At 63.3% G+C, this 22311-nt stretch carries 23 protein-coding genes and 1 tRNA gene; 7 read left to right on the top strand and 17 right to left on the bottom strand.

Going from position 1 to position 22311, the window contains the following annotated elements; genetic code table 11:
- Positions 1-4: 4 nt before the first annotated feature.
- The 3 genes from RSE12_12630 to RSE12_12620 form a co-directional block, all read right to left on the bottom strand.
- A complete protein-coding gene (locus tag RSE12_12630; protein ID WRH61229.1) occupies positions 5-1225 on the bottom strand; it encodes a multidrug effflux MFS transporter in 1221 nt (406 codons plus the stop codon).
- A gap of 127 nt (positions 1226-1352) precedes the next feature.
- On the bottom strand, positions 1353-1994 hold the full coding sequence (locus RSE12_12625) for a DsbA family oxidoreductase (GenBank protein WRH61228.1): 642 nt from the start codon (positions 1992-1994) through the stop codon (positions 1353-1355).
- Complete coding sequence (locus RSE12_12620; GenBank protein ID WRH61227.1) at positions 1991-3529, bottom strand: class I adenylate-forming enzyme family protein; 1539 nt, start codon at positions 3527-3529, stop codon at positions 1991-1993. The genes RSE12_12625 and RSE12_12620 overlap by 4 nt, the downstream gene beginning before the upstream one ends.
- Before the next feature lie 64 nt (positions 3530-3593).
- Here RSE12_12620 and RSE12_12615 point away from each other — a divergent pair, with 64 nt between their 5' ends.
- Positions 3594-4217, top strand: coding sequence for an XRE family transcriptional regulator (locus RSE12_12615; GenBank protein WRH61226.1), 624 nt, complete (start codon positions 3594-3596; stop codon positions 4215-4217).
- Positions 4218-4369: 152 nt separating this feature from the next.
- On the opposite strand, the gene RSE12_12610 is transcribed toward RSE12_12615, so the two are convergent.
- On the bottom strand, positions 4370-4486 hold the full coding sequence (locus RSE12_12610; protein ID WRH61225.1) for an entericidin EcnA/B family protein: 117 nt from the start codon (positions 4484-4486) through the stop codon (positions 4370-4372).
- A gap of 11 nt (positions 4487-4497) precedes the next feature.
- On the bottom strand, positions 4498-6309 hold the full coding sequence (locus RSE12_12605) for an extracellular solute-binding protein (GenBank protein ID WRH61224.1): 1812 nt from the start codon (positions 6307-6309) through the stop codon (positions 4498-4500).
- A gap of 282 nt (positions 6310-6591) precedes the next feature.
- Between RSE12_12605 and RSE12_12600 the strand changes: the two genes are divergently transcribed.
- Positions 6592-7365 (top strand): 3-hydroxybutyrate dehydrogenase, encoded by a 774-nt coding sequence (locus RSE12_12600; GenBank protein ID WRH64815.1) that lies wholly within the window; start codon positions 6592-6594, stop codon positions 7363-7365.
- A gap of 76 nt (positions 7366-7441) precedes the next feature.
- The gene (locus RSE12_12595; protein WRH61223.1) at positions 7442-8458 is read left to right on the top strand and encodes a patatin-like phospholipase family protein; all 1017 of its coding nucleotides are present in this window, start codon (positions 7442-7444) and stop codon (positions 8456-8458) included.
- Here RSE12_12595 and RSE12_12590 read toward each other — a convergent pair whose 3' ends face one another.
- The 4 genes from RSE12_12590 to RSE12_12575 all read right to left on the bottom strand — a co-directional run bounded on the left by RSE12_12590 (position 8459) and on the right by RSE12_12575 (position 11606).
- Positions 8459-9142 carry a DUF502 domain-containing protein gene (locus RSE12_12590; GenBank protein ID WRH61222.1) on the bottom strand — a complete coding sequence of 228 codons (684 nt, stop codon included), beginning with the start codon at positions 9140-9142 and terminating at the stop codon, positions 8459-8461.
- A 61-nt stretch (positions 9143-9203) separates the two neighbouring features.
- A complete protein-coding gene (locus RSE12_12585; GenBank protein WRH61221.1) occupies positions 9204-10115 on the bottom strand; it encodes a pseudouridine-5'-phosphate glycosidase in 912 nt (303 codons plus the stop codon).
- A 1-nt stretch (position 10116) separates the two neighbouring features.
- A complete protein-coding gene (locus RSE12_12580; protein ID WRH61220.1) occupies positions 10117-10698 on the bottom strand; it encodes a DUF1349 domain-containing protein in 582 nt (193 codons plus the stop codon).
- Positions 10695-11606 (bottom strand): PfkB family carbohydrate kinase, encoded by a 912-nt coding sequence (locus tag RSE12_12575; protein WRH61219.1) that lies wholly within the window; start codon positions 11604-11606, stop codon positions 10695-10697. Before RSE12_12575 ends, RSE12_12580 begins: the two co-directional genes overlap by 4 nt.
- Positions 11607-11670: 64 nt before the next feature.
- Here RSE12_12575 and RSE12_12570 point away from each other — a divergent pair, with 64 nt between their 5' ends.
- From RSE12_12570 to tsf, 3 genes are all read left to right on the top strand, one after another.
- The gene (locus tag RSE12_12570; protein ID WRH61218.1) at positions 11671-12228 is read left to right on the top strand and encodes a GNAT family N-acetyltransferase; all 558 of its coding nucleotides are present in this window, start codon (positions 11671-11673) and stop codon (positions 12226-12228) included.
- Positions 12229-12461: 233 nt separating this feature from the next.
- Positions 12462-13220, top strand: a complete 759-nt coding sequence (gene rpsB / locus RSE12_12565; protein WRH61217.1) for a 30S ribosomal protein S2 — start codon at positions 12462-12464, stop codon at positions 13218-13220.
- A gap of 83 nt (positions 13221-13303) precedes the next feature.
- Complete coding sequence (tsf, locus tag RSE12_12560; protein WRH61216.1) at positions 13304-14200, top strand: translation elongation factor Ts; 897 nt, start codon at positions 13304-13306, stop codon at positions 14198-14200.
- A gap of 371 nt (positions 14201-14571) precedes the next feature.
- On the opposite strand, the gene RSE12_12555 is transcribed toward tsf, so the two are convergent.
- Entirely contained in the window at positions 14572-15372 is an 801-nt protein-coding gene (locus RSE12_12555) for an autoinducer binding domain-containing protein (GenBank protein WRH61215.1), read from the bottom strand.
- Between the two features lie 126 nt (positions 15373-15498).
- On the opposite strand from RSE12_12555, the gene RSE12_12550 reads away from it, so the two are divergent.
- Positions 15499-16671 (top strand): FAD-binding oxidoreductase, encoded by a 1173-nt coding sequence (locus RSE12_12550; GenBank protein WRH61214.1) that lies wholly within the window; start codon positions 15499-15501, stop codon positions 16669-16671.
- Positions 16672-16782: 111 nt separating this feature from the next.
- On the opposite strand, the gene rpe is transcribed toward RSE12_12550, so the two are convergent.
- From rpe to sufC, 7 genes are all read right to left on the bottom strand, one after another.
- A complete protein-coding gene (gene rpe / locus RSE12_12545) occupies positions 16783-17472 on the bottom strand; it encodes a ribulose-phosphate 3-epimerase (GenBank protein WRH61213.1) in 690 nt (229 codons plus the stop codon).
- A 221-nt stretch (positions 17473-17693) separates the two neighbouring features.
- A tRNA-Arg gene (locus RSE12_12540) sits at positions 17694-17770 on the bottom strand.
- Between the two features lie 66 nt (positions 17771-17836).
- On the bottom strand, positions 17837-19060 hold the full coding sequence (locus tag RSE12_12535) for a cysteine desulfurase (GenBank protein ID WRH61212.1): 1224 nt from the start codon (positions 19058-19060) through the stop codon (positions 17837-17839).
- 2 nt (positions 19061-19062) lie between these two features.
- Entirely contained in the window at positions 19063-19647 is a 585-nt protein-coding gene (locus RSE12_12530; protein ID WRH61211.1) for a YIP1 family protein, read from the bottom strand.
- The gene (locus RSE12_12525) at positions 19638-20162 is read right to left on the bottom strand and encodes a YIP1 family protein (GenBank protein ID WRH61210.1); all 525 of its coding nucleotides are present in this window, start codon (positions 20160-20162) and stop codon (positions 19638-19640) included. The genes RSE12_12530 and RSE12_12525 overlap by 10 nt, the downstream gene beginning before the upstream one ends.
- Positions 20163-21449 carry a Fe-S cluster assembly protein SufD gene (gene sufD, locus RSE12_12520; GenBank protein WRH61209.1) on the bottom strand — a complete coding sequence of 429 codons (1287 nt, stop codon included), beginning with the start codon at positions 21447-21449 and terminating at the stop codon, positions 20163-20165.
- Positions 21449-22204 (bottom strand): Fe-S cluster assembly ATPase SufC, encoded by a 756-nt coding sequence (gene sufC, locus RSE12_12515; protein ID WRH61208.1) that lies wholly within the window; start codon positions 22202-22204, stop codon positions 21449-21451. Before sufC ends, sufD begins: the two co-directional genes overlap by 1 nt.
- Positions 22205-22311: the final 107 nt, after the last annotated feature.

Raw genomic sequence — 22311 nt, 5'->3', positions numbered from 1 at the left:
ACCCTTACTGCGGGATCAACCGCATCAATCCCGAGCCCGCCGCGGCAAACAGCGCCACCCCCGCCATCAGCGGATAGGGCGTCCCGTTGAACATCAACCCCACCGGGGCCGCCAGCACCACGGATGCCACCGTCGCAATAGCCCCCATCACGCTTGCCGCCATTCCGGCGATATGGCCTACCGGTTCCAACCCCAGCGCGTTCAGATTGCCGATGGTCAGCCCGGTCATGAAGAACACCCCGATGGTCCAAACCAGATGCGCCGGAAAGGCCAGTGCGCCAGGCCACATCCCCAGCGATTTCGTCACCAGCATCGCGCAGGAAAACACCACCTGCGCCGCCAGCGTCACGGTGATCATCCGCCGCATCCCCAACCGGCCCACCAGTTTCGCGTTGATCAGGCTCGATGTCCCCGACACCACCGCAATCACCGCAAACCACATCGCAAAGCGATCCCCCTCGCCATAGACCTGATCAAAGATCGGTTGTGTCGCCGACAGCGTGGCAAACAGACAGGCAAAGCCCAGCGTCTGCACCGCAATCGATACCACCACCACCCGATGCGACAGCACCTCGACAAAGGCCGCGCGCAGCGTTGCCACCCGCAAGGGCCGCCGCTGATCTGCGGTCAACGTCTCGGGCTGGCGCAGCCAGAACCACAGCATCGACAGGCCGGAAAACACCAAGAAAGCCAGGAAAATCCCCCGCCAGCCCGTCACCCACATGATCCCTTCGCCGATAAACGGCGCAATCGCGGGGACCAGCGTAAAGATCATCATGGCGAAACTCACCACCCGCGCCATGTCGCGCCCCTTGTACAGGTCACGCACCAGCGCCAGCGACACCACCCGCGGCCCGGCTGAGCCCAAGCCCTGCAACAGCCGCGCGATCAGCACGCCCTCCAGCGTGGGCGAAAAATACGCCACCAACGCCGCCGCACAGTAAAGCGCCGCCCCGGCAAGGATCACAGGCCGCCGCCCAAAAGCATCCGACAAGGGCCCTGCAAACAGCGTCCCGATCCCCATGCCCAACACGAAAGATGTCAAGATCAGCTGCGCCGCATTCGGCGCATCGGGCGACAACTCCGCCGCAATCTCGGGGAGGGCGGGCAGCATCGCATCAATGGAAAAGGCGATAGTGGCAAACAGCATCGCGATCATCGCGATGAATTCACGCGGCCCCATGATGGCGGCGGGTCGGGTGTCCGGGGGGGCGTTCTGTGTCATAACGCCTGCTAACACGCAGCCCCGCCTTGCGGAACTGCCCAAAGCGCACATTGCTCTGTGCGCCGCCCGATACGCAGCAGGGGACTGATTTTTCGCAGAAAAATCGTTGTCCCCTGTGCTGCAGCCCTTATCCTTGCGCGATCTTCTCGGCCAATTCGTCGATCACCTGCTGCCACATCTCCACGGGCTGCGCGCCCGACACCACGTATTGCTGCGCGATCAGGAATGTCGGCACCGCCGTCACCCCCTTCTGCCGCGCATCCATGTCGCGCGCCCGGATGTCATCAGCATCGGCATCGGTCGCCAAAAGCCGCGCCACCGCTGCCGCATCCATCCCAACCTCACCCGCCAGCCGCGCCAAAGTCGCCGCCTCGCCAATATCCGCGCCCTCGCGCCAATGCGCCTTGAACAGCCGTGCCACCATGGCCGTCTGCCGCCCCTCGATCCCCGCCCAATGGATCAACCGATGCGCATTCAGCGTATTGGGCAGGCGCGTTACCTTTTCCATGTCGATCTCGGCCCCGGCCTTCTTGGCGTGCTCGGCCACCTGCAACATCGCCTGAATGGCCTTCTCCCGGCTGCCGAACTTGGCCGCCAGATAGTCCACATGCCCAACACCCTCTTTCGGCATGTCCGGGTTCAACTGGAACGGATGCCACTGCACCTGAAACACATGGTTCGGGCGGCTTTCCATGGCCCGGTCCAGATTGGCCTTCCCAATCAGGCACCAAGGGCAAACAGGGTCAGAAAAGATATCCAGACGGATCATGCACGGCCCTCCTCGGGCGTTGATTGGGGCGGCAACAGCGCGGCCAGCGCGCGGCGGTTCAGCTTGTTGTTGGCCGAACGCGGCAGGGCGTCAAGCCGATGGAACAGACGCGGCTGCTTCCACCGCGCCAATTGCACCGCCGCATGGGCCTCCAGCGCCCCCACCTCTGCGCTGCCTACAAAGAAGCAACCGATCACCCGCACGCCCGGCCTGACCTCCACCTCGGTCACCGCCACATCCTCGACGCCCGGGCAAATTGCCATCGCCGCCTCCACCTCCAACGGTGACACGCGAAAGCCCCCCGCGTTCATCAAATCATCCGCCCGCCCCGCAAAGCGGATCGCCCCTTCCGGCCCCATCACCGCCAGATCGCCGGTCACGAACCAATCACCCTGAAATCGCGCCGCCGTCGCGGCCTCATCCCCAAGATAGCCCAGCATCACCCCCGGATCGCCCCGATGCACCGCCAGAACCCCAACCTCGCCCCGCATCACAGGCACCCCGTCCGGGCTCAGAACGGCCACGCGTCGCCCGGCTTGCACCCATCCCGCCGTGCCGGTCAGGGCAGGGCGCGCGGGGCTGCCTGACAGATAGGTCGACACTTCCGTCATCCCCAACGCCTCATGCACCGCGCAGCCGGTCGCCGCCTGCCATTCCGCGCGCAGCGCCTCCGGCAGCGCCTCACCCGCGCTCAACCCATGCCGCAGCATCGGCAACGCGGGCAGTCCCGCGCGCAGCATCTGCCGGTACACACCCGGCGCGGCTGCAAAGACCGTCACATCGAACCGCTGTAATAACAGCCCCAACTCCCTCGCCTCCACACTCGCCGCAGGGATCAGCGCCGTCGCGCCCAGCGTCCATGGGTCCATCAACCCGGTACCCAGCGTATAGGTCCAGTTGAACGCCCCCGCGTGCAGCACCCGATCCGTCTGGTAAATCCCTTCCCAGCCTTGATGCATCATCCCGCGCGCCCAGATGGCCCGATGCGCATGCCCCACAGCCTGCGCCCGCCCCGATGTGCCCGAGGTGAACACCGCATAGGCCAACCGCTCGGGGTCGCCCATATCCCACGCACAAGGCGGCAACTGCTCCCACGCCACCAATTCGTCGGCTGTAACGATCGGGCAGAGCAGCGGATCCGGCAACGCCACCCCATCTCCCGCCACGATCAGCGCAGGCCCCACCACCGCCGCCATCCGCGTGATCTCAGGCCCCGTCAGCGCGGCAGAGGTCGGCACTGGCACCAGCCCCGCTGCAATCGCCCCCAGAAACAGAACCGGAAACTCCACCACATTGCCCAACCGCATCAACACCCGGTCACCCGGCACCAATCCCCGCGCGAGCAACACGGTCCCACAGCCCCGGACCGCGGACATCAGCCGGGCATAGGTCCAACTCTCCGCCCCATCCGGGCTGACGATCTGCAACGCCACCTGTTCCGGCACCTGCGCGCAGGATGCCTCCAGCACATGACGCGCCAGATTGAACGGGGCAGGGCAGGGCGGCCAGGGGCCAAGGTCAATCTCGGACAGCATCCCGCCTTTCTAAGCGCCCACAGCGCCGTTGCAAGCAGGCCCCGCCTCGCGTAATGGCGAAGCCATGGCTGGATCAGACCCGAAAACCCTTATCCGCATCGCCCGCGAAAACGGGACGGAACCGCCCGTCGCGCCGCTCGATCTGGGCCAACGCGTGCGCGATCTGCGCAAAGCAAAGGGCTGGACGCTGGAACAGGCCGCCACACAGGCAGGCCTTGCGCGGTCTACCCTGTCAAAGATCGAAAACGGCCAGATGTCGCCCACCTATGAGGCGCTGAAAAAGCTCGCCGAAGGCCTCGCCATCACCGTCCCGCAGCTTTTCACCCCGCCCTCAAAGGCACAGGTTTCGGGTCGCATGGCCGTGACAAAAGCCAATGAAGGGCTTGGCCACGCCACGGCGACCTATGAACACGAACTCCTTGCAGGGCCGCTGACACGCAAACAGATGCTGCCCTACCGCGCCCGCATCCGGGCCCGCGATTTCGATGAATTCGACGGCTGGGTCCGCCATGACGGCGAGGAATTCCTCTACGTCCTCACCGGAGTGGTGCGGCTCTATACCGAATTCTACGAACCCGTCGATCTGCGCCGCGGCGACAGCGCCTATTACGACGCCTCCATGGGCCATAACGTGATCAGCCTGTCGGATGAGGATGCCACCATCCTCTGGGTCACATCCCTGACCTGACCAAAGAGGCGTTTTCTGACGCAGAAAACGCGTCGAATTCTGACACAGAATTCGGGGCCGCTGGGCGCGGCCCCTTCCCGGAAAGACCCGGAATTTGCGTCAAATTCCGCCGCGAATTCTGCGTCAGAATTCGCCCACGGAATGCGACCACATCAGAATGTGTTCTGCACCGTCCGCGCGCCCGAGGAAATGTCCTCACCCACACCCGCAATCGTGGCGCAACCCGCCAAAGCCATCAGAACCACCACCAGACCCAGACATGCCTTCATCTTTTCCGTCCTCATTCCTGATACCACCAGACTTCGGGCTGAAAGCCCGGCCAGTCGCCATAAAGCGGCAGACGTTCGGGATATTTCAACTCCTTGCGATGCGCCAGCCGTGACACATCCGAATACCAGATCGGAATCACATAGCGTCCCGTCGTCAACACCCGGTCCAACGCCTGCACCGCCGCCACGAACTCCGCCTCATCTGCTGCCGCCACCATGGTGGCGATCATCGCCTCGGCCGCGGGCGAATTCATCCCCATCCAGTTGCGCGTGCCGGGTTCCGTCACCCCCGCCGATCCCCAGTACAGCGTCTGCTCATTCCCCGGCGACAGCGACAAAGACCGGATGTAATGCGTCATGTCGAAATCGTAATTTGTGGTCCGCTCCTTGTACTGCGCGGAATCCACGGTTGTGACCCGCGCCTCGATCCCCAGCCGTTTCAACCCTTCGACATAGATCGTCGCTGCGTTGATGATGTCATCCGCGCCGTTTGTGATCAGAATCTCAAACGCAAACGGCTCCCCGGCGGCATTCTTCAACACCCCGTCCTGCACCGTCCATCCGGCCTCTTCCAGCAAAGCTGTCGCCGCCCGGATCGCGCCCCGGTTGGCCTCGCTCCCATCGCCCACCGGCAGGGCATAACCCTCCAGCGCGCCTGGCACCAATTCCGCCTTGAACGGCTCCAGCAATTCCGCCACCCGCCCCTCTGCAGGCACACCGGGCACCATCGCAAGCGGCGAGTTTGAGAAGTAAGACTGTATCCGCGGCTGTGCCCCACCATTCAGCGTCTTGTTCACCAGTTCAAAGTTGAACGCCGTGATCAGCGCCTCGCGCACCCGCCAGTCGGCAAACATCCCGCGCCGCGTGTTGAACACAAACCCCTCAATCCCCGAAGGCCGGCTATGCGGGATCACCGATTTCACCACATCGCCCGATGTGACGGCGGGGAAATCGTACTGTTGTTCCCATTTCACCGGGTTTGTTTCGCGCCAGCTGGTGATCTCGCCCGCCTTGAACGCCTCGAACACCACCCCGCCATCGCCGAAATAGTCATAGCGGATCTCATCCAGATTATGCTGCCCCCGGTTGAAGGGCAGGTCCGCCCCCCACCAGTCGGGGTTCTTGCGATAGCTGATGAACTTGCCCGGCTCGAACTCGGCCACCACATAGGGCCCCGATCCAATGGGGGCCTCCAGCGTGGAGAGGGTGAAATCCTTCCCCTCCCACTGCGCCTTCTTCAGGATCGGGCGCAGCCCCAGGATCAGCGGCAATTCCCGGTCTTCGGTGTTGAAGGTGAACTTCACGCTCCGCTCGCCCGTCTGTTCCACCTTGCCGATCTTGTTCCATGCTGCGGCATAGCGCGGCTGCCCCTTGGTCCCCAGCGTCTCAAAGGACCAGATCACATCCTCCACCGTCACCGGGCTGCCATCAGAGAATCGCGCCCCTTCACGCAGGGTAAATTCTACGAAGGTCCGCGCCTCATCGGTATTAACCGATTCGGCCAAAAGTCCGTACAGCGTGAAGGGTTCGTCGAAAGACCGGCCCAACAGCGTCTCCACCGTATGCGCCGTCAGCCCGGCCGGGGCGATGCCGTTCACGATGTATGGGTTAAGCGAATCGAACCCCCCGCTTTCGCCGAAAACGATTCGTCCGCCTTTGGGGGCATCCGGGTTTGCATAGGGCAAAGACACAAAATCCGGGGGGAGGGCAGGCTCTCCATACATAGCTATGCCATGCGACTGCGCCCCTGCCAGACCGGGTGTCACCACCAAGGCCAGGGCCGCAGCCACCCCCTTCAAACCACCAAGAAATCCTGAACGCATGGCCGTAACTCTCCCACAGGGGTCAATATTCTCGCAGATGACCCTAAGGCCGCTTGCCTTCCATTTCAAACTTTTAGCTTGGATACCGGCGACAGGCCGCGTATAAGATAGGCACTGCTCGATAGGTTTCTTGCCTGTATGAAACCTGCCTCAATAACTAGACGCCGGCTTCGTGCCGGCGTTTTTTTTATGCATCACACCCCCGCGACGGGCCGCAGTCGGGGGTAGCATTCGCCCCCGCAGCATGCCTAACTTTGCACGTGCAGCAAAAAGGGGGCCATGATGGACCTGAAAGGCAAGACCGCGATCATCACCGGATCAAACTCCGGCATCGGCCTCGGCGTGGCCGAAGAACTGGCGCGCGCCGGGATCAATGTGGTGATCAACAGCTTCACCGACCGGGAAGAGGATCACGCTCTCGCCGCGCGCATAGCCGCCGATCACGGTGTCACCGCCCGCTACATCGCTGCCGACATGTCAAAGGGCGAGGATTGCCGCGCCCTGGTCGAAAAGGCGGGGGGCTGCGATATCCTCGTGAACAATGCAGGCATCCAATTCGTCGCCCCGGTCGAGGAATTCCCGACTGACAAATGGAACCAGATCATCGCGATCAACCTGTCCTCTGCCTTCCACACCACGGCCGCCGCCCTGCCGGGCATGCGCGCAAAAGGCTGGGGCCGGATCGTCAACATCGCCTCTGCGCATGGCCTGACGGCCAGCCCGTTCAAATCGGCCTATGTCGCGGCAAAACACGGCGTGGTGGGCCTGTCCAAGACGGTGGCGCTGGAAACGGCGGGGCAGGGGATCACCTGCAACGCCATCTGCCCCGGCTATGTCCTCACCCCGCTGGTCGAGGCGCAGATCCCCGATCAGATGAAGGTCCACAACATGGACCGCGAGACGGTGATCCGCGAGGTGATGCTGCAACGCCAGCCCTCGCGCGAATTCGCCACCACGGCCCAGATCGGCGGCACGGTCCTTTATCTCTGCTCGCCCTATGCCGATCAGGTCACCGGAACCACCATCAGCGTCGATGGCGGCTGGACGGCGCTGTGACCCAAAATTCTTCAAAGAATTTTGCAATTTTCTTCCAAGAAAATTGTCGCGCGCAGGCTGATCGCAAGGACTCCAGATGACCCTCCGCCTCTCTCTCGCCCTGCAAGGTGGTGGCGCCCATGGCGCCTTCACTTGGGGCGTGCTGGATCGCCTGCTCGAAGACGACGGCATCGAAATCGCCGCCATCTCCGGCACCTCGGCGGGGGCGCTTAATGGCGCGGCGCTCAAGGCCGGGATGCTGGCAGGCGGGCGGGCAGGGGCCAAAGCCAGCCTCGCCACGCTCTGGGCGCAGGTTGCCAATGTGGGCGACTTCCGCATGTCCTCATGGATGCAGCCCTTCTACGCCGCCTCCCGCGCGATGTCAGACGCGGTGGAAACCGCCTTTCCCGTCTCGCCGCAGGGCATCGCGGCACAGCTCTGGTCGCCCTATGGCTGGGGTCCGTTCTGGGAAAACCCGCTCGAACCGGTCGTCCGCCGGCTCGATTTCAGCCAAGTCTGCCATGCCGATGGCCCGCGCCTGTTCGTGGGGGCCACCAATGTCCGCACCGGGCGCATCCGCATCTTCACCGGCAACGCGCTCACACCCGAGGTGCTGCTCGCCTCCGCCTGCCTGCCCACGGTGTTTCAGGCCGTCACCATCGGTGAGGAAAGCTATTGGGACGGCGGATATTCCGGCAACCCCGCCCTTTTCCCGCTTTACGAACCCGACCTTCCCGATGACATCGCCATCGTGTCCATCAATCCGTGGCTGCGGGATGAGGTGCCGAAAACCCCGCTCGATATCCAGAACCGGGTAAATGAAATCAGCTTCCACGCCGCCCTGCTGGGCGAATTGCGGGCGGTGAACTTCGTCAAACGGCTGATCGCTGCAGGGCGCATGGAAAAGGGCCAGATGAAGGATGTCCTCGTTCATCTCATCGCCGATGATGCCGTGATGACCGACCTGTCCGCCTCCAGCAAACTGTCGCCCAATCCCGGCCTGATCACGCTGCTCTACACTGCGGGGCGGGCAGCCTGCGACGGATTCCTCAGCCGCCACCGCGCCGATCTGGGACAACGCGCGACGCTTGATCTGCCCGCGCTCTTTGCCTGATCATTTGCTGATCAGTGGTTCCTTCTGCGCCGGATAAACCAATCCGCCCGACACCACCAGCTTGGCCGCCTCATCGGGTTTCATGTCCAGGAATATCACCTCGCGCTTGGGCACATAGATCAGCACCCCTGATGTCAGCGGGGTCAGCGCGACAAAGACCGCGATCATCTCTTCCGCCCCCGGCAGCTTGGTCGCGATCTCGCCCTTGGGGCTCGATGCCACCAACCCCACCGCCCAGGCCCCGGCGCGTGGAAACTCTACCAGACAGGTCCGGTCAAAGGTCTTTTCCTTCTGCGCGAAAACCGTCTCGGTGATCTGCTTCAACCCGCCATAGATCGACCGCACCACCGGCACGCGTTCAACCAGCTGCTCGGCCTGTCCCATCAGAGTGCGGCCCAGAAATCCGCGCGCCATCCAGCCGATCAGAACGGTAAAGACCAGAAACACCGCCACGCCCACACCGCGCAGTGGAAAGTTCACCTCCGGCCCGAAAATCCGATGGACAATCGCTTCGGGCTGATAGGCCGCCGGGATCAGCGGCAAAATCCATCCGTCCAGCCACCCCACCACCGACCAGATCAGCCACAGCGTCAGCCCCGTGGGCAACACCACGACCAAGCCGGTCAAAAAGCTGGCCCGCAGCGCCCCCAACAGGCTGCGCTTCGGCGGATGGTTCTCTGTCATTGTCCCCGTTCCCTTGTTCCCGCCAATTTAGGAACGCCACTTACACCATACAACCGTTGCATCACGCCCCGCGCGCCAGCGCCACGGCAATTGCCGCCCCCAGCCGCGCATTGTTCAGAACAAGGGCAATGTTGGCTGCCAACGACCGCCCCTCGGTCAGTTCAAAGATGCGCTGCAACAGGAAGGGCGTCACCGCCTTTGCCGCAATCCCCTGCGCCTGCGCCTCGGCCAGCGCCGCCTCGATCACCGGGCCGATCACGTCACGCGCAATCTCGGCCTCTGCCGGGATCGGGTTCGCCACCAACTGCCCCCCGGGCAACCCAAGCGCCGCCCGCATGCGCGCTGCCGCCGCAATCTCACCTGCGCTGTCCATCCGCAGCGGTGCCTTCAGCCCGCTGTCGCGCGACCAGAACGCCGGAAAGGCATCTTGCCCATAGGCAATCACAGGCACCCCCGCCGTTTCCAGATATTCCAGCGTCTTGGGCAGGTCCAGGATCGCCTTGGCGCCCGCCGCCACCACTGTCACCGCCGTCTGCGCCAGTTCCGGCAGATCGGCCGAAATATCAAACGACGTCTCCGCCCCGCGATGTACGCCCCCGATCCCCCCCGTGGCAAAGACCGCAATCCCCGCCAGCCGCGCACAGATCATCGTGGCCGCCACCGTCGTCGCCCCAACGCCCCCCGTCGCCAGACAGGCGGCAAGGTCCGCCCGGCTCAGCTTGGCCACGCCCTTCGCCTGTCCCAGCGCGTCTAGCTCCGCCTCGGTCAACCCCACATGGATGCGCCCGCCCATCACGGCAATCGTCGCGGGCACCGCGCCATGCGCGCGGATCTCGGCCTCAACCGCCCGCGCGGCCTCTACATTCTGCGGAAACGGCATCCCATGGGTGATGATGGTCGATTCCAACGCCACCACTGGCGCGCCATCGCGCAGCGCGACTTCCACCTCTGGCGAAAAGGTCAACAAATACATCTCAATGCCCTTCATGCAATGCGCGCGGGATCGCAGGCCCGCAGCGATAATCCGAAAACGTCACCCGGAACCGCGCCCGTTCCGGCGAACAGGCCATGATCCCCACCTTGGCGGGCAACCCCGCCGGCAGATATCCCAGCCGCGCCAGGATCCAGCCCCCCGCCGGGTTCGCCACATCCACCCGCACCGCCTCGGCATGGCGGGTCAGCCGCAGACGCAGCTTGCTGGCATCAAAGGGCAGGGGCATCGTTGCCCAGTCCGAATGCAGGTTGGTGATCACCGTGGAAAACACCGGCTGGCCGTCATTCACCTCGACCCCGCATTTGATCCAGTGCTGATCCGACAGCAGCATCATCAACCCCGCCTGATCATAAAGCGCGCGGTAGCTTCCCGATATCGTCACTTCGGCGGTGAAATCACCCTGCGCCGGTTCCCACAGGAAATGGCCGTTGTGGCGCACGAAACCATAGAATGTCTCACGCCAGAAATCGGTGTTCTCACCCGTCACCACTTCCAAACCGGCCGGGCCTTCGCTCTGTTCAACCGGCGGGTTCAACCATGTCATCCGTGAAAATCGGCTCATTCCGGCATCTCTCCGCTCACATAAGTTGCCGCCGCACGGATCGCCGCCGCCAGCGCCTCTTCCCGGCCCGCGCCGCGCCGTTCCGCCACGATATGAGCGGCCATGAACGTATCCCCCGCACCTGTCACCCGCGTGACCATCACCTTGGGCGGGGCATCCACCATCACACCCAAACCCCGCGCGCCTTCCGCGCAAGACCGCCCGCCATCGGTCACCAGAACCCGCGCGGCACCGCGCGCCAAAAGCCCTTCCGCCGCCGTCGCCGCGCTGTCGAACGTGTCATGTGCAATCAGCCCGGCCTCTTCCAGATTTACATACAGCGTCGCCCGCGGATGCCCCATCAGCGGCTGCAACCGCTCGGCCTTGCCGGGCGATGCCGGGGCCACGCGCAAATCTGCCGCCGCAAACAGGGGTGACGCCGCGATATCGGCCAGCAGATGCACAGTCAGGTTCCCGTCCAGCGCAATCATCCCCGCCCAAGGCGCACCCGCCGACCCCAGAGTCCCATCCGCCAAGGGCCGCAGAATCTTGTCCCCCGCCGCCTCCAGCGAATGCGCATCCGCAATCGCCGCGATCAACCCGTTCGCACCCTCGATCGCCATATACTGATCCGTAGGCAGGTCGTCCGACCGATAGGCGAACCCCGTCTCCACCCCCAGCCGCGCGCAATTGCTGACCAGTTCATCCCCCGCCGCATCGCGCCCGATGGATGTCAGCACCGCAGGCCGCAGCCCCAACCGCGCCAGCGTCATGGCGATGTTCATCGCCACCCCGCCAGGCAGTCGCGTGATCCGCCCCGGCACATCCGACCCCTGCCGCATCACGATGGACGACCGCCCGATGATGTCCCACAGGACAGAACCGATGCACAGGATGTCGGGCGCGGAAGGGGGGGGATGCTGCGTCATGCGCCCATCTAGGCGGGAAGGGCAGGGGCTTTCAAGCCGCGCCGCGACATGCCACCTTGCCATGATGGACCGCCAGCTTCGCCCCGCAACCCCGGATGACGCCGCCGCCATCGTGGCGCTGATGGATATGGCCAGCCATGGCATGGCCCGCGCGCTTTGGGCCGCGCTCACCCCACCGGGCGCCGACCCTGACGCCTTTGCCGTCGCCCGCGCACAGCGCGAACAGGGCGGGTTCAGCTACCGCAATACCCGCATCCTGATGGCGAACGGCCAAACCGCCGGAATGCTCATGTCCTGGCCCATCCCGCCGGAGCCCTTGCCCACCAACGACCTCCCCGCCACCGCCATCCCCCTGCAGGAACTGGAAAACCTCGCCCCGCGTGGCGCGCTCTACATTAACGGCCTCGCCATATTCCCCGCCTTCCGCCGACAGGGCCTCGCCCGTTGGATGCTGGGACAAGCAGGGCAGGGGCCGCAGGCGCTCATCACCGGGTCAACCAACACCTCCGCCATCACGCTCTACCACGCCACAGGCTTCACCGAACGCGCCCGCCGCACTGCCGTGGGCGATGCCATCTGGCAGCCAGATTTTCCCGATTGGGTGCTCCTAACCCGCGCTTGACCAAATTTCTTCGAAGAAATTTGCAAAAATCTTCGAAGATTTTTGTCCGAACCCGCACCCGCCAACCCTTCAATCCCCAACCCCACTTGCACATCTTGCCGAAACCCACTAAGGCACCCGCACTTCACAGGCACCGCTTGGGCTTTACGGGGAGAAATCCCGAAAAGTCCGCCGGTTGGGGGGCAACCCCTGAGACAGCGGTGCCAAGGGATAAACCGGAAAGGAACACGACCATGGCTCTCCCAGAGTTTTCCATGCGTCAGCTGCTTGAAGCTGGCGTTCACTACGGCCACCAGACCGCACGCTGGAACCCGAAGATGGGTCAGTACATCTACGGCGACCGCAACGGCATCCATATCCTCGACCTGACGCAGACCGTTCCGATGCTGGAACAGGCGCTCAAAGTCGTGCGCGACACCGTCGCCAAGAACGGCCGCATCCTGTTTGTCGGCACCAAGCGTCAGGCCCAGAAGCCGATCGCCGAAGCCGCCGAAAAATGCGCACAGTTCTACATGAACCACCGTTGGCTGGGCGGCACGCTCACCAACTGGAAAACCGTCTCGCAGTCGATCAACCGTCTGAAGCAGATCGACGAAATGATGGCTCACGGCGCCGAAGGCCTGACCAAGAAAGAACGCCTGAACATCGAGCGTGAGCAGAACAAACTGCAGGCCTCGCTGGGCGGCATTCGCGAAATGGGCGGCACCCCGGACCTGATCTTCATCATCGACGTGGGCAAGGAAGACCTCGCCATCCTCGAAGCGCAGAAGCTGGGCATCCCGGTCGTGGCCGTGGTCGACACCAACTGCTCGCCCAAAGGCGTGGATTACGTGATCCCCGGCAATGACGACGCCGCCCGCGCCATCGCGCTCTATTGCGATCTGGTCGCCCGTGCCGCGCTTGATGGCATGTCGGCCCAGCTTGGCGCCGCAGGCATCGACGTCGGCGCGCTGGAAACCGCGCCCGAAGAAGAAGCCGTCGCCGAAGCCTGATTGCGCCTGACATACCGCCTGTCACAGGGCGTTTACCCGGGGGGGATACCTCCCGGGTCACACACGAATTTCAGGAGTCTGACATGACAATCACCGCAGCAATGGTGAAAGAACTGCGCGAATCCACCGGCGCAGGGATGATGGATGTAAAGAAGGCACTCACCGAAACCAATGGTGACATGCAGGCCGCTGTTGACTGGCTGCGCACCAAGGGCCTCGCCAAGGCCGCCAAGAAGGCCGACCGCGTCGCTGCCGAAGGTCTCGTTGGCGTCGCCGTTTCGGGCGGCAAGGGCGTCGCGGTCGAGGTGAACTCGGAAACCGATTTCGTCGGCAAGAACGCAGATTTCCAGAACCTCGTCCGGGGCATCACCCATGCCGCGCTGACCGTGTCCGATCTGGCTGCGCTCAAGACCGCCGACATGGGCGGCAAGCCGGTTGAACTGGTGCTTCAGGAAACCATCGCCACCATCGGCGAAAACATGAACCTGCGCCGCATGGCCTCGGTCGAAGGTGACAGCGTCGCTTCCTACATCCACACCTCCGCCGCCGATGGCCTTGGCCGCATCGGCGTTCTGGTGGCGATCAAGGGCACCGATAACGGAATCGGCAAGCAGGTTGCGATGCACATCGCCGCCACCTCGCCGGTCTCGCTCTCCGAGGCTGACATGGATGCCGACACCATCGCCCGCGAACTGGCCGTGCAAACCGCCAAGGCGCTGGAAGAAAACGCAGCCTCGGCCAAGCCGAAGCCCGAAGCCGTGATCCAGAACAACATCATCCCGGGCCGGATGAAGAAGTTCTTCGAAGAATCGACCCTGCTGAACCAGAAATTCGTCATCAACCCCGACGTCACGGTGGCTCAGGCTGCCAAGGATGCGGGCGTGGAAATTCTGGGCTTCGTCCGCATGGCCGTGGGTGAAGGCATCGAAAAGGAAAAAGAAGATTTCGCCGCCGAAGTGGCCAAGGCCCTGAACGGCTGATCTTCTGTCAACCTGCATCGAAAGGCCCGTCCCGCAAGGAGCGGGCCTTTTGCTTTCCCGCAGGGCAGGGGGAGCACGACGCTGGGCCCCAAAAAAGAAAAACGGTGCAGCCTTTCGACTGCACCGTATCTCCATGCGTCCTGCCTTGGGGATGAGGCATCGCGCACAAGCACTGCGCCGGTCCAGCGGCGGGAAATTCCGCCTTCCCGACAAAAAACCACTTCCCAGGGGAAGGGGAAGGGTGTGTCGCCAACAGGATGCGGTGAAATAATGCCGCTCACCCCGCCAGCCGTCCCAGGCCGAAGCCACCACTCATCGGAACGTACCTGCAGTTGATCCCTTAACGCAGCGTTAAGATAGTCAGGGATTCCCTACCTTGCTGCAGTTGCAGCACGGGCAGGGGCCGGACCCGCGCCGTCATCCTTTTGGAAGATCATGTTCAACAACGCGGCCTTGGCCACGGCCTGTGCCGTTGTCTCCACATCCAGCGCCTCGCGCGCCAAGCGCAGATGCTTTTCCACCATCGCCGGCGACACCTGCATCAACAGCGCCACATCCTGCGTTGTCTTGCCATCCGCCACCCATTCCAGCGCCTCACGCTGCCGCTGGGTCAGCGGGCGGCGGCGGTTCGCCCCCGGCATGTTCACGATCTTCAGATGCATCATGTTGGCCACGGCCAGAATTTCCTGCCGCCGCTCGGCCCAGATGCCTTCCACCGCGTCATGGTCCAACTGTGGATCAGCGATCATCCCCAGCGCGCCCTTGGCCCGGCTGGAGGTTTCGGGAAAGCTCACCGTGATCCCGGCCTTCACCCCCATCGCCACATTCTGCCGCACCGCCGCCGCCTCTGCCTCGCTCAGGGTGCCCGCCTCAAAGGCCTCTTTCACCCATTTCCACGTGCAGGCCCCGGTGTTTTCCTGCGCCCAGCGAAAGGCAGGCGTGCGCGAAAACAACCCGCCCGAAAAATAGCGCCGCGCATATTCATCATCCCCGGTCGTCAGAAAAACCGCATCCTCCGGATTGCCGATCGACCGTTCGGAAGCAAAGCGCGTGAACCCATAATTCACCCGGCCAAAGCCAATACTGGAAAAATAGCCCGTCGCCGCCTCCCAGACCGGGCGCACAGCAACAGCTTCGGCAATCCGCGCCAAAAGCGGAAGAACCTCGCTCACGATCCCCATCCCCGTTTCGCCCCGCCAGACCCCACCCCGGCGCGGCTTGTCCTAGACACGTTATCTGTCTAACCACGCCTCCATGGGCTGTCGAGGAAAACAGCCGTCCTGCAAGGAGAGCGCGCGATGAAAGCGGATGTCGTGGTGATCGGTGGCGCAGTGATGGGCGCATCCGTGGCCTTCTGGCTCAAACGGATGCAGCCCACACTTGATGTCCTTGTCGTCGAACGCGATCCCAGCTTCGCCCGTGCCTCCACCGCGCTGTCCGCCGCCGGAATCCGCCAGCAATTCACCACCCCGGTGAATGTTGAAATCTCGCGATTCGGCATCGGCTTCATCCGCAATTTTCAGGAAAGCCTTGGCCTCGATGTGGGCATCCCCACGCTCGGCCTGCGGGAAAACGGCTATCTCTTCCTCGCCCGCAGCGAGACCGCCCTCGCCACCCTGACCGAGGTCGCCGCAATGCAGCACGCCCATGGCGCCGCGACCGAGATTTGGACCCCCGATCAGACCGCCGCGCGCCTCCCATGGCTCAACACCGAAGATCTTGCCGGGGCGAGTTTCGGCCCCCGGGATGAGGGCTTCTTCGACAACATGGGTCTGCTTGCAGGCTTCCGCACTGCCGCAAAAACGCTCGGCGCGCGTTTCATCACCGACACGGTCACGGGCATCTCTACCGAAGCTGGCCGCGTCACCGGGGTCACGCTGGGGCAGGGGGGGCATGTCGCCTGCGGGGCGGCCGTCAATGCCGCCGGTCCCCGCGCGGCGCACGTCATGGCCATGGCCGGCCTGCCGCTGGCAGTGGAACCCCGGAAACGGACCGTCTTCGTGATCGACGCCCCGAATGCACGGCTTCCCGGCGCACCGCTGCTGATCGACACGGAATATTGGATCAGGCCCGAACATCAGCAATGGATCACCGCGACCGTGCCCGCAGATGACGGCCCCTGCGACGCGGATGATTTCGAACCCGATCTTCACCTCTGGGAAGAAATCATCTGGCCCGCGCTCTGGCATCGCGCGCCGTGCTTTGACGCGGTCAAGGTCATCCGCCATTGGGTTGGCCACTACGCCTATAACACGCTTGATCAGAACGCGATCCTAGGGCCGCATCCGGCGATGCCGAACCTGTATCTGATCAACGGCTTTTCCGGTCACGGGTTGCAGCAATCGCCCGCCGTGGGCCGGGGTGTGGCCGAACACATCCTGACGGGCAGCTGGCAGACCATCAATCTGTCGGACCTCTCCGTCGAACGCATGATCGAAGGTCGCCCCTTTGCGGAACTGGCAGTCGTCTAGGGCGGGTTAACCCGGGCAAGCTGCTTGAAATTCGGTTAATGCCCGCTCAACGCACCGCTCTTTGCGTGCATACGCCCGTCTGCACAGGCGTCTGCACCGGGTGCTGCACGTTCAGATCGCTGCTTCCGCCGCCTTGCGGATCGCTGCGATATTGGCGCCATACGGGGCAGGGTGGTCCACCGACCCGCCCTTGAACACCGCCGATCCCGCCACCAGAACATCCGCCCCCGCCGCGGCAACCAGCGGCGCGGTCTCAACCGTCACGCCGCCATCAATCTCAATATGGATCGGCCGGTCGCCAATCATGGCACGCAAGGAACGCACCTTATCTATCTGGGAATGAATGAATTTTTGCCCGCCAAAGCCGGGATTCACCGTCATCACGCAGATCAGGTCCACCAGATCCAGCAGATGCGACACCGCGTCGATCCCGGTGCCTGGGTTGATGGCCAGACCTGCTTTTTTTCCCGTATTTCGAATGGCTTGCAGCGTGCGGTGAATGTGCGGCCCAGATTCCAGATGCGCTGAAATCACATCCGCCCCGGCATTGGCATAAGCCTCGATGAACGGATCGACCGGCGCGATCATCAGATGCACATCCATCACGCCTTTGATATGCGGCCGGATCGCCGCACAAGTCGCAGGCCCAAACGTCAGGTTCGGCACAAAATGCCCATCCATAACATCCACATGCACCCAATCCGCGCCCTGCGCCTCAATCGCCCGACACTCGGCACCAAAGTTCGCAAAGTCCGCCGACAGGATCGACGGGGCAATCTTGATCGCACGCGAGAATGTCATGACAGGTCTCCGGAAACCGTGGCAGGGTTGGCTTTCGCGGCTTCTAACGCAATCCATGGCGCATTGCCAGCAGCGCGCTACCATATCCCGTATATTACATAATATTGGTTATCGGATACATGGATAAAGCAAACGAACGCCGCAACTCCCCCCTCATCAAACCAAAAGCAAACGCCCGGCACAAAGCGCCGAACCGTCCAAACTTATTTTGACAAGGAAACTGGCGCACCCAATAGGATTCGAACCTATGACCTCTGCCTTCGGAGGGCAGCACTCTATCCAGCTGAGCTATGGGTGCGCTCTTGCACGGTGGATTACCGAAACCAGGCGGCAGTTGCAACCGCCTATCCACCGCCTGCCCCGGCTATCCGTTGAAAAGTTCGTTCGCCAACTCCAACGCCGATACCAGCGCATCCACCTCGGCCTTGGTGTTGTACAGCCCGAAAGACGCACGGCACGTCGCGCCAACACCCATATGTTCCATCAACGGCATCGCGCAATGCGTTCCGGCCCGCACCGCGACACCGCGCTTGTCGAGGATGGTCGAAATGTCATGCGCATGGGCCGCGCCGGCCATGGTGAAGGAAAAGATCGCCCCCTTGGTTGACGAATTTCCCTGCACATTCAACCAGTTGATCCCGGCCAACCGCGACCGCGCATAGTCGCGCAGATCCCGCTCATGGGCGGCGATGTTCTCCATCCCCAGCCCCATCATATACTCCAACGCCACGCCCAGCCCGATCTGCGCCACGATGGACGGCGTCCCCGCCTCAAACTTCATCGGCGGGTCGTTATAGGTCACCACATCCCGGCCCACATCACGGATCATGTCGCCACCGCCCAGGAACGGCCGCATCTCTTCCATCCGCTCACGCCGGATATAGATCGCCCCAGAACCGCTTGGACCGTAAAGCTTATGCCCCGTCACGGCATAGAAATCGCAGCCAATCGCCTGCACATCCACCGGCATATGCACGGCCGCCTGGCTGCCATCCACCAGCACCGGCACGCCCTTTTCGCGCGCGCCCCGGCAGATCGCCGCAACATCCACCACGGTGCCCAGCACGTTAGACATATGCGTCACCGCCACCAGCTTCGTGCGCGGCCCGATGGCATCAATCACCGCCTGCGGGTCCAGATCGCCATTGGCGTCGCACTCCACCCATTTCAGCACCACCCCCTGCCGTTCGCGCAGGAAATGCCACGGCACGATATTGGCGTGATGCTCCATGATGGACAGGACGATCTCATCCCCCGCCTGCAACCGCGGCGCGGCCCAACCATAAGAGATCAGGTTGATCCCTTCCGTCGTACCGGAATTGAACACGATTTCATCCGCATCCCCGGCGTTCAGGAACCGCGCGATGATGCCGCGCACCGCCTCATACTTTTCGGTCGCAAGGTTCGAAAGGTAGTGCAAGCCACGGTGAACATTGGCGTATTCCATCGAATAGGCCTGCGTGATCGCATCGATCACCACCTGCGGCTTCTGCGCGCTGGCGCCATTGTCCAGATAGACCAGCGGCTTGCCGTTCACCTGCCGCGACAGGATCGGAAAGTCGCCCCGGATCTGTTCAACGTCATACATCGTCAGAGCCCAACCCCCAGCATCATCAGCAGCAGGCTCATCGCGAACACCGCCACAACGAAGGTCACGACAACCCCCAGAAACACCAGCCCCAGCGACCGGAAGCCGTGCATCTCGGCCACGAAATTCACCAACAGCCACAGGAACAGCAGCACCGCCCCGATCTCGACCACCGGCGTCAGCAATGGCACAGTCACCAGCAGCACCAGTTGCAGCACCACCATCAGAAGTTGGATGAACTGCAACCACGCGATCAGGATCACGGCATCCGCCAGCTCCCCCTTCCCGCCGCGCCAGCGCCCCACGGCAAAGGCGAGGCTCGCCGTCAACACCATCCCGATGGCAATCATCCCGGCCCAGAAGAACGGGCCAACCGGTTGCAAAACCTCACCATTCGGCCCCACGGCAGGCGGCAGCAACGCCGCCATTGCCTGCATCAAAAAAGCCGACAGCACCGCCATCAACGCAACCGCAGCCCAGCGGTCCTGCAACGCCAATGGCATCCGCATCACCACCTGCGCCGCCTCCCGGGGCTTCGCAAAGGTCAACCGCACCAGCCCGGCAATATGCGCCATCGTCATTTCCATGGCTTTTCCGCCTCGATCAGCATGTTGATCCAGAGATAGAGGAAACCGCCAAAGACCCCAAGCCCCACCACTGTCGCAGCCGTGCCGTCGCCAATGAACCCCGTAACCAACCCGTTGAACAGCATCACCGGCGTGGTGCACAAAAGCGCCCAGAACAAAGCCAGCCGCGCGCCGTAACCCGTGCCCTTTCCCCCGAACAGCCGCGCCACCAGATGGCTGATCGCTGCCAGCACATAAAACACCAATGGCGCAATGAAGATCAGAGCGAACAGCCGCGATCCCATCAACGCCTGCAAGCTCGGCACCTGATCCAGCGGTGTTCCCGCCGCCTCGGCCGCGATCTGCGTCAGATGCGCCTCGCGCGCCAGCCCCGGCCATTGCGACACGAAGATCAGGGCACATGCCCCCATCACCGTGGCAATCGCCCGGTCCTCGCGCGGCCCTTCGGCCAGCTTGCGCGCGATCACCGCCCTTGGGCGGCGCCAGGACGCCAGAATATCCGGAACGACCGGCATCTATTTCTCGTGCCGGGCAAGCCAGCCTTCCAGACGCAGGCGGATATCCTCGGCAATCTCCTCATCCGCAATCTCGCCAATCGCCTCGGCAAGGAATGCCAACACCAAAAGCGATTGCGCCGCCCGCATCGGCACGCCGCGCGACCGCAAATAGAACAGCGCCACCTCGTCAATCGCGCCGCTGGTCGACCCGTGGCTGCATTTCACGTCATCGGCATAGATTTCCAGTTCCGGCTTGGCCAGAAACTGGCTGTCGCCGTCCAAAAGCAGCGCCTGGCTGATCTGATAGCCGTCGGTCTTTTGCGCGCCCTGCTTCACCAGGATCTTGCCCTGAAACACGCCCACCGCGCCGTTCTTCAGCACCTTCTTGAACACCTGCCGGCTTTCGCAGCGCTGGCCCTGATGCGTGACAAACACCGTGTCGTCATGGTGGAAATCGCCGTCGCCCACGGCCGCCCCGGCAATATGCGCCTGCGCGTCATCGCCCACCAGCTCCAGCACAGCCTCATTGCGCGTCATCACGCCATTGGCCGTCAGGGTGAAAGACTTGAACAAAGCCCCTGCCCCAAGCCGCGCGAACAGATGCGTCACGGCCCGGCGCTGGTGATCGCGGCCTTGCGACCGGATATGGTGGAACTGCGCACCGGCGCCCACCTCTACCTCCATCACCCCGGAGAACCGCGCCGCTGCCGGGCCGCTTTCCAGAATGGTCAGTTCCGCGCCTTCCTCCAGCTTCACAATGTGATGCAGGATCACGTCGGAACTATCTGAACTATGGATGTAATTCAGCGCAATCGGCTTGGCCGCCCTGCCCGTCACCCGGATCAGCAACCCATCCGTGGCAAAGGCCGAATTCAACGCCGCAAGCGGCCGCTCCACGGGTTTCTGGCCCCGGGCTTCCAGCACGCCATAGGTGTCACGCGCCCAATGGATATCCGCGCCCCCGGCCAGTGCCAGCCGCTCAATCTCCACCCCGGCCAGCCGCAGGTCATCCGACGCGGCCGCATCAAACACGCCGTCCACGAACACCACCTTCACGCGGTCGATCGCATCAAAGACCGGTGCCTCGTCGCTGTCGTCGAACACGGCTGCCTTGGGGGCGTCCACCGCTGTCAGGCTGGTCGGGTCGGTATAGCGCCAGTATTCATCGCGTTTGGCGGGCATCCCCATCGCGCTCAGCCGCGCCAAAGCCTCGGCCCGCGCCGCGCCCAGCCAGCCTTCCCGCGCAAAGGACAGCCCCGCAATCCGCGCGGACAACTGGTCCTGCTTGGCCTGCACCAATGCCATCACTGCGCCTCCGCCAACAGATCGGCATAGCCGTTCTGCTCCACTTCCAGCGCCAGTTCCGGCCCGCCCGTCTTGATGATCCGGCCCGCCGCCATGATGTGCACCACGTCCGGGTGGATATGGTCCAACAGGCGCTGGTAATGGGTGATCACAAGGAAAGCCCGCCCCGCATCGCGCAGCGCATTCACGCCTTCCGACACCAGCTTCATCGCATCCACATCCAGCCCGGAATCGGTTTCATCCAGAATGCACATCTTGGGTTCCAGCATCGCCATTTGCAGGATCTCGTTGCGCTTCTTCTCACCGCCCGAAAAGCCCACGTTCACCGGCCGCTTCAGCATCTCGGCGTCGATCTTCAAGGTCTTGGCCTTGGCCCGCACGACCTTCAGGAAATCGCCCGCGCTCATCTCTTCCTCGCCGCGCGCCTTGCGCTGTGCGTTCACCGCCGTGCGCAGGAACGTCATGTTCCCCACGCCCGGAATTTCCACCGGGTACTGGAACGCCAGGAACAGCCCCGCCGCGGCCCGCTCTTCCGGTTCCATGTCCAGCAGCTCCTCGCCTTCCAGCGTGGCGCTGCCCTCGGTCACCTCATAGCCTTCACGGCCCGCAAGCACATAGGACAGGGTCGATTTCCCCGATCCGTTCGGCCCCATGATCGCGTGCACTTCACCGGCCTTCACCGTCAGGTCCACACCCTTGAGGATCTGCTTATCCTCTTCCTCAAGTTTCACGTGCAGGTTCTTGATCTGAAGCATGTTTTGCCCCTGGTCCTTCAATGCCAAAGGGGGGCTGCCGTCCCACGGCGCCCCCGGTTTCCGTCACGCCGCCGCAGCGGCCGATATGCGATCTCGGGCGCGCGGCC

The sequence above is a fragment of the Fuscovulum sp. genome (assembly GCA_035192965.1).
Classification (GTDB): Bacteria; Pseudomonadota; Alphaproteobacteria; order Rhodobacterales; family Rhodobacteraceae; genus Paragemmobacter.
The sequence above is the reverse complement of the archived record's forward strand: the minus strand, read 5'-3'. Positions and strand labels throughout refer to the sequence as shown.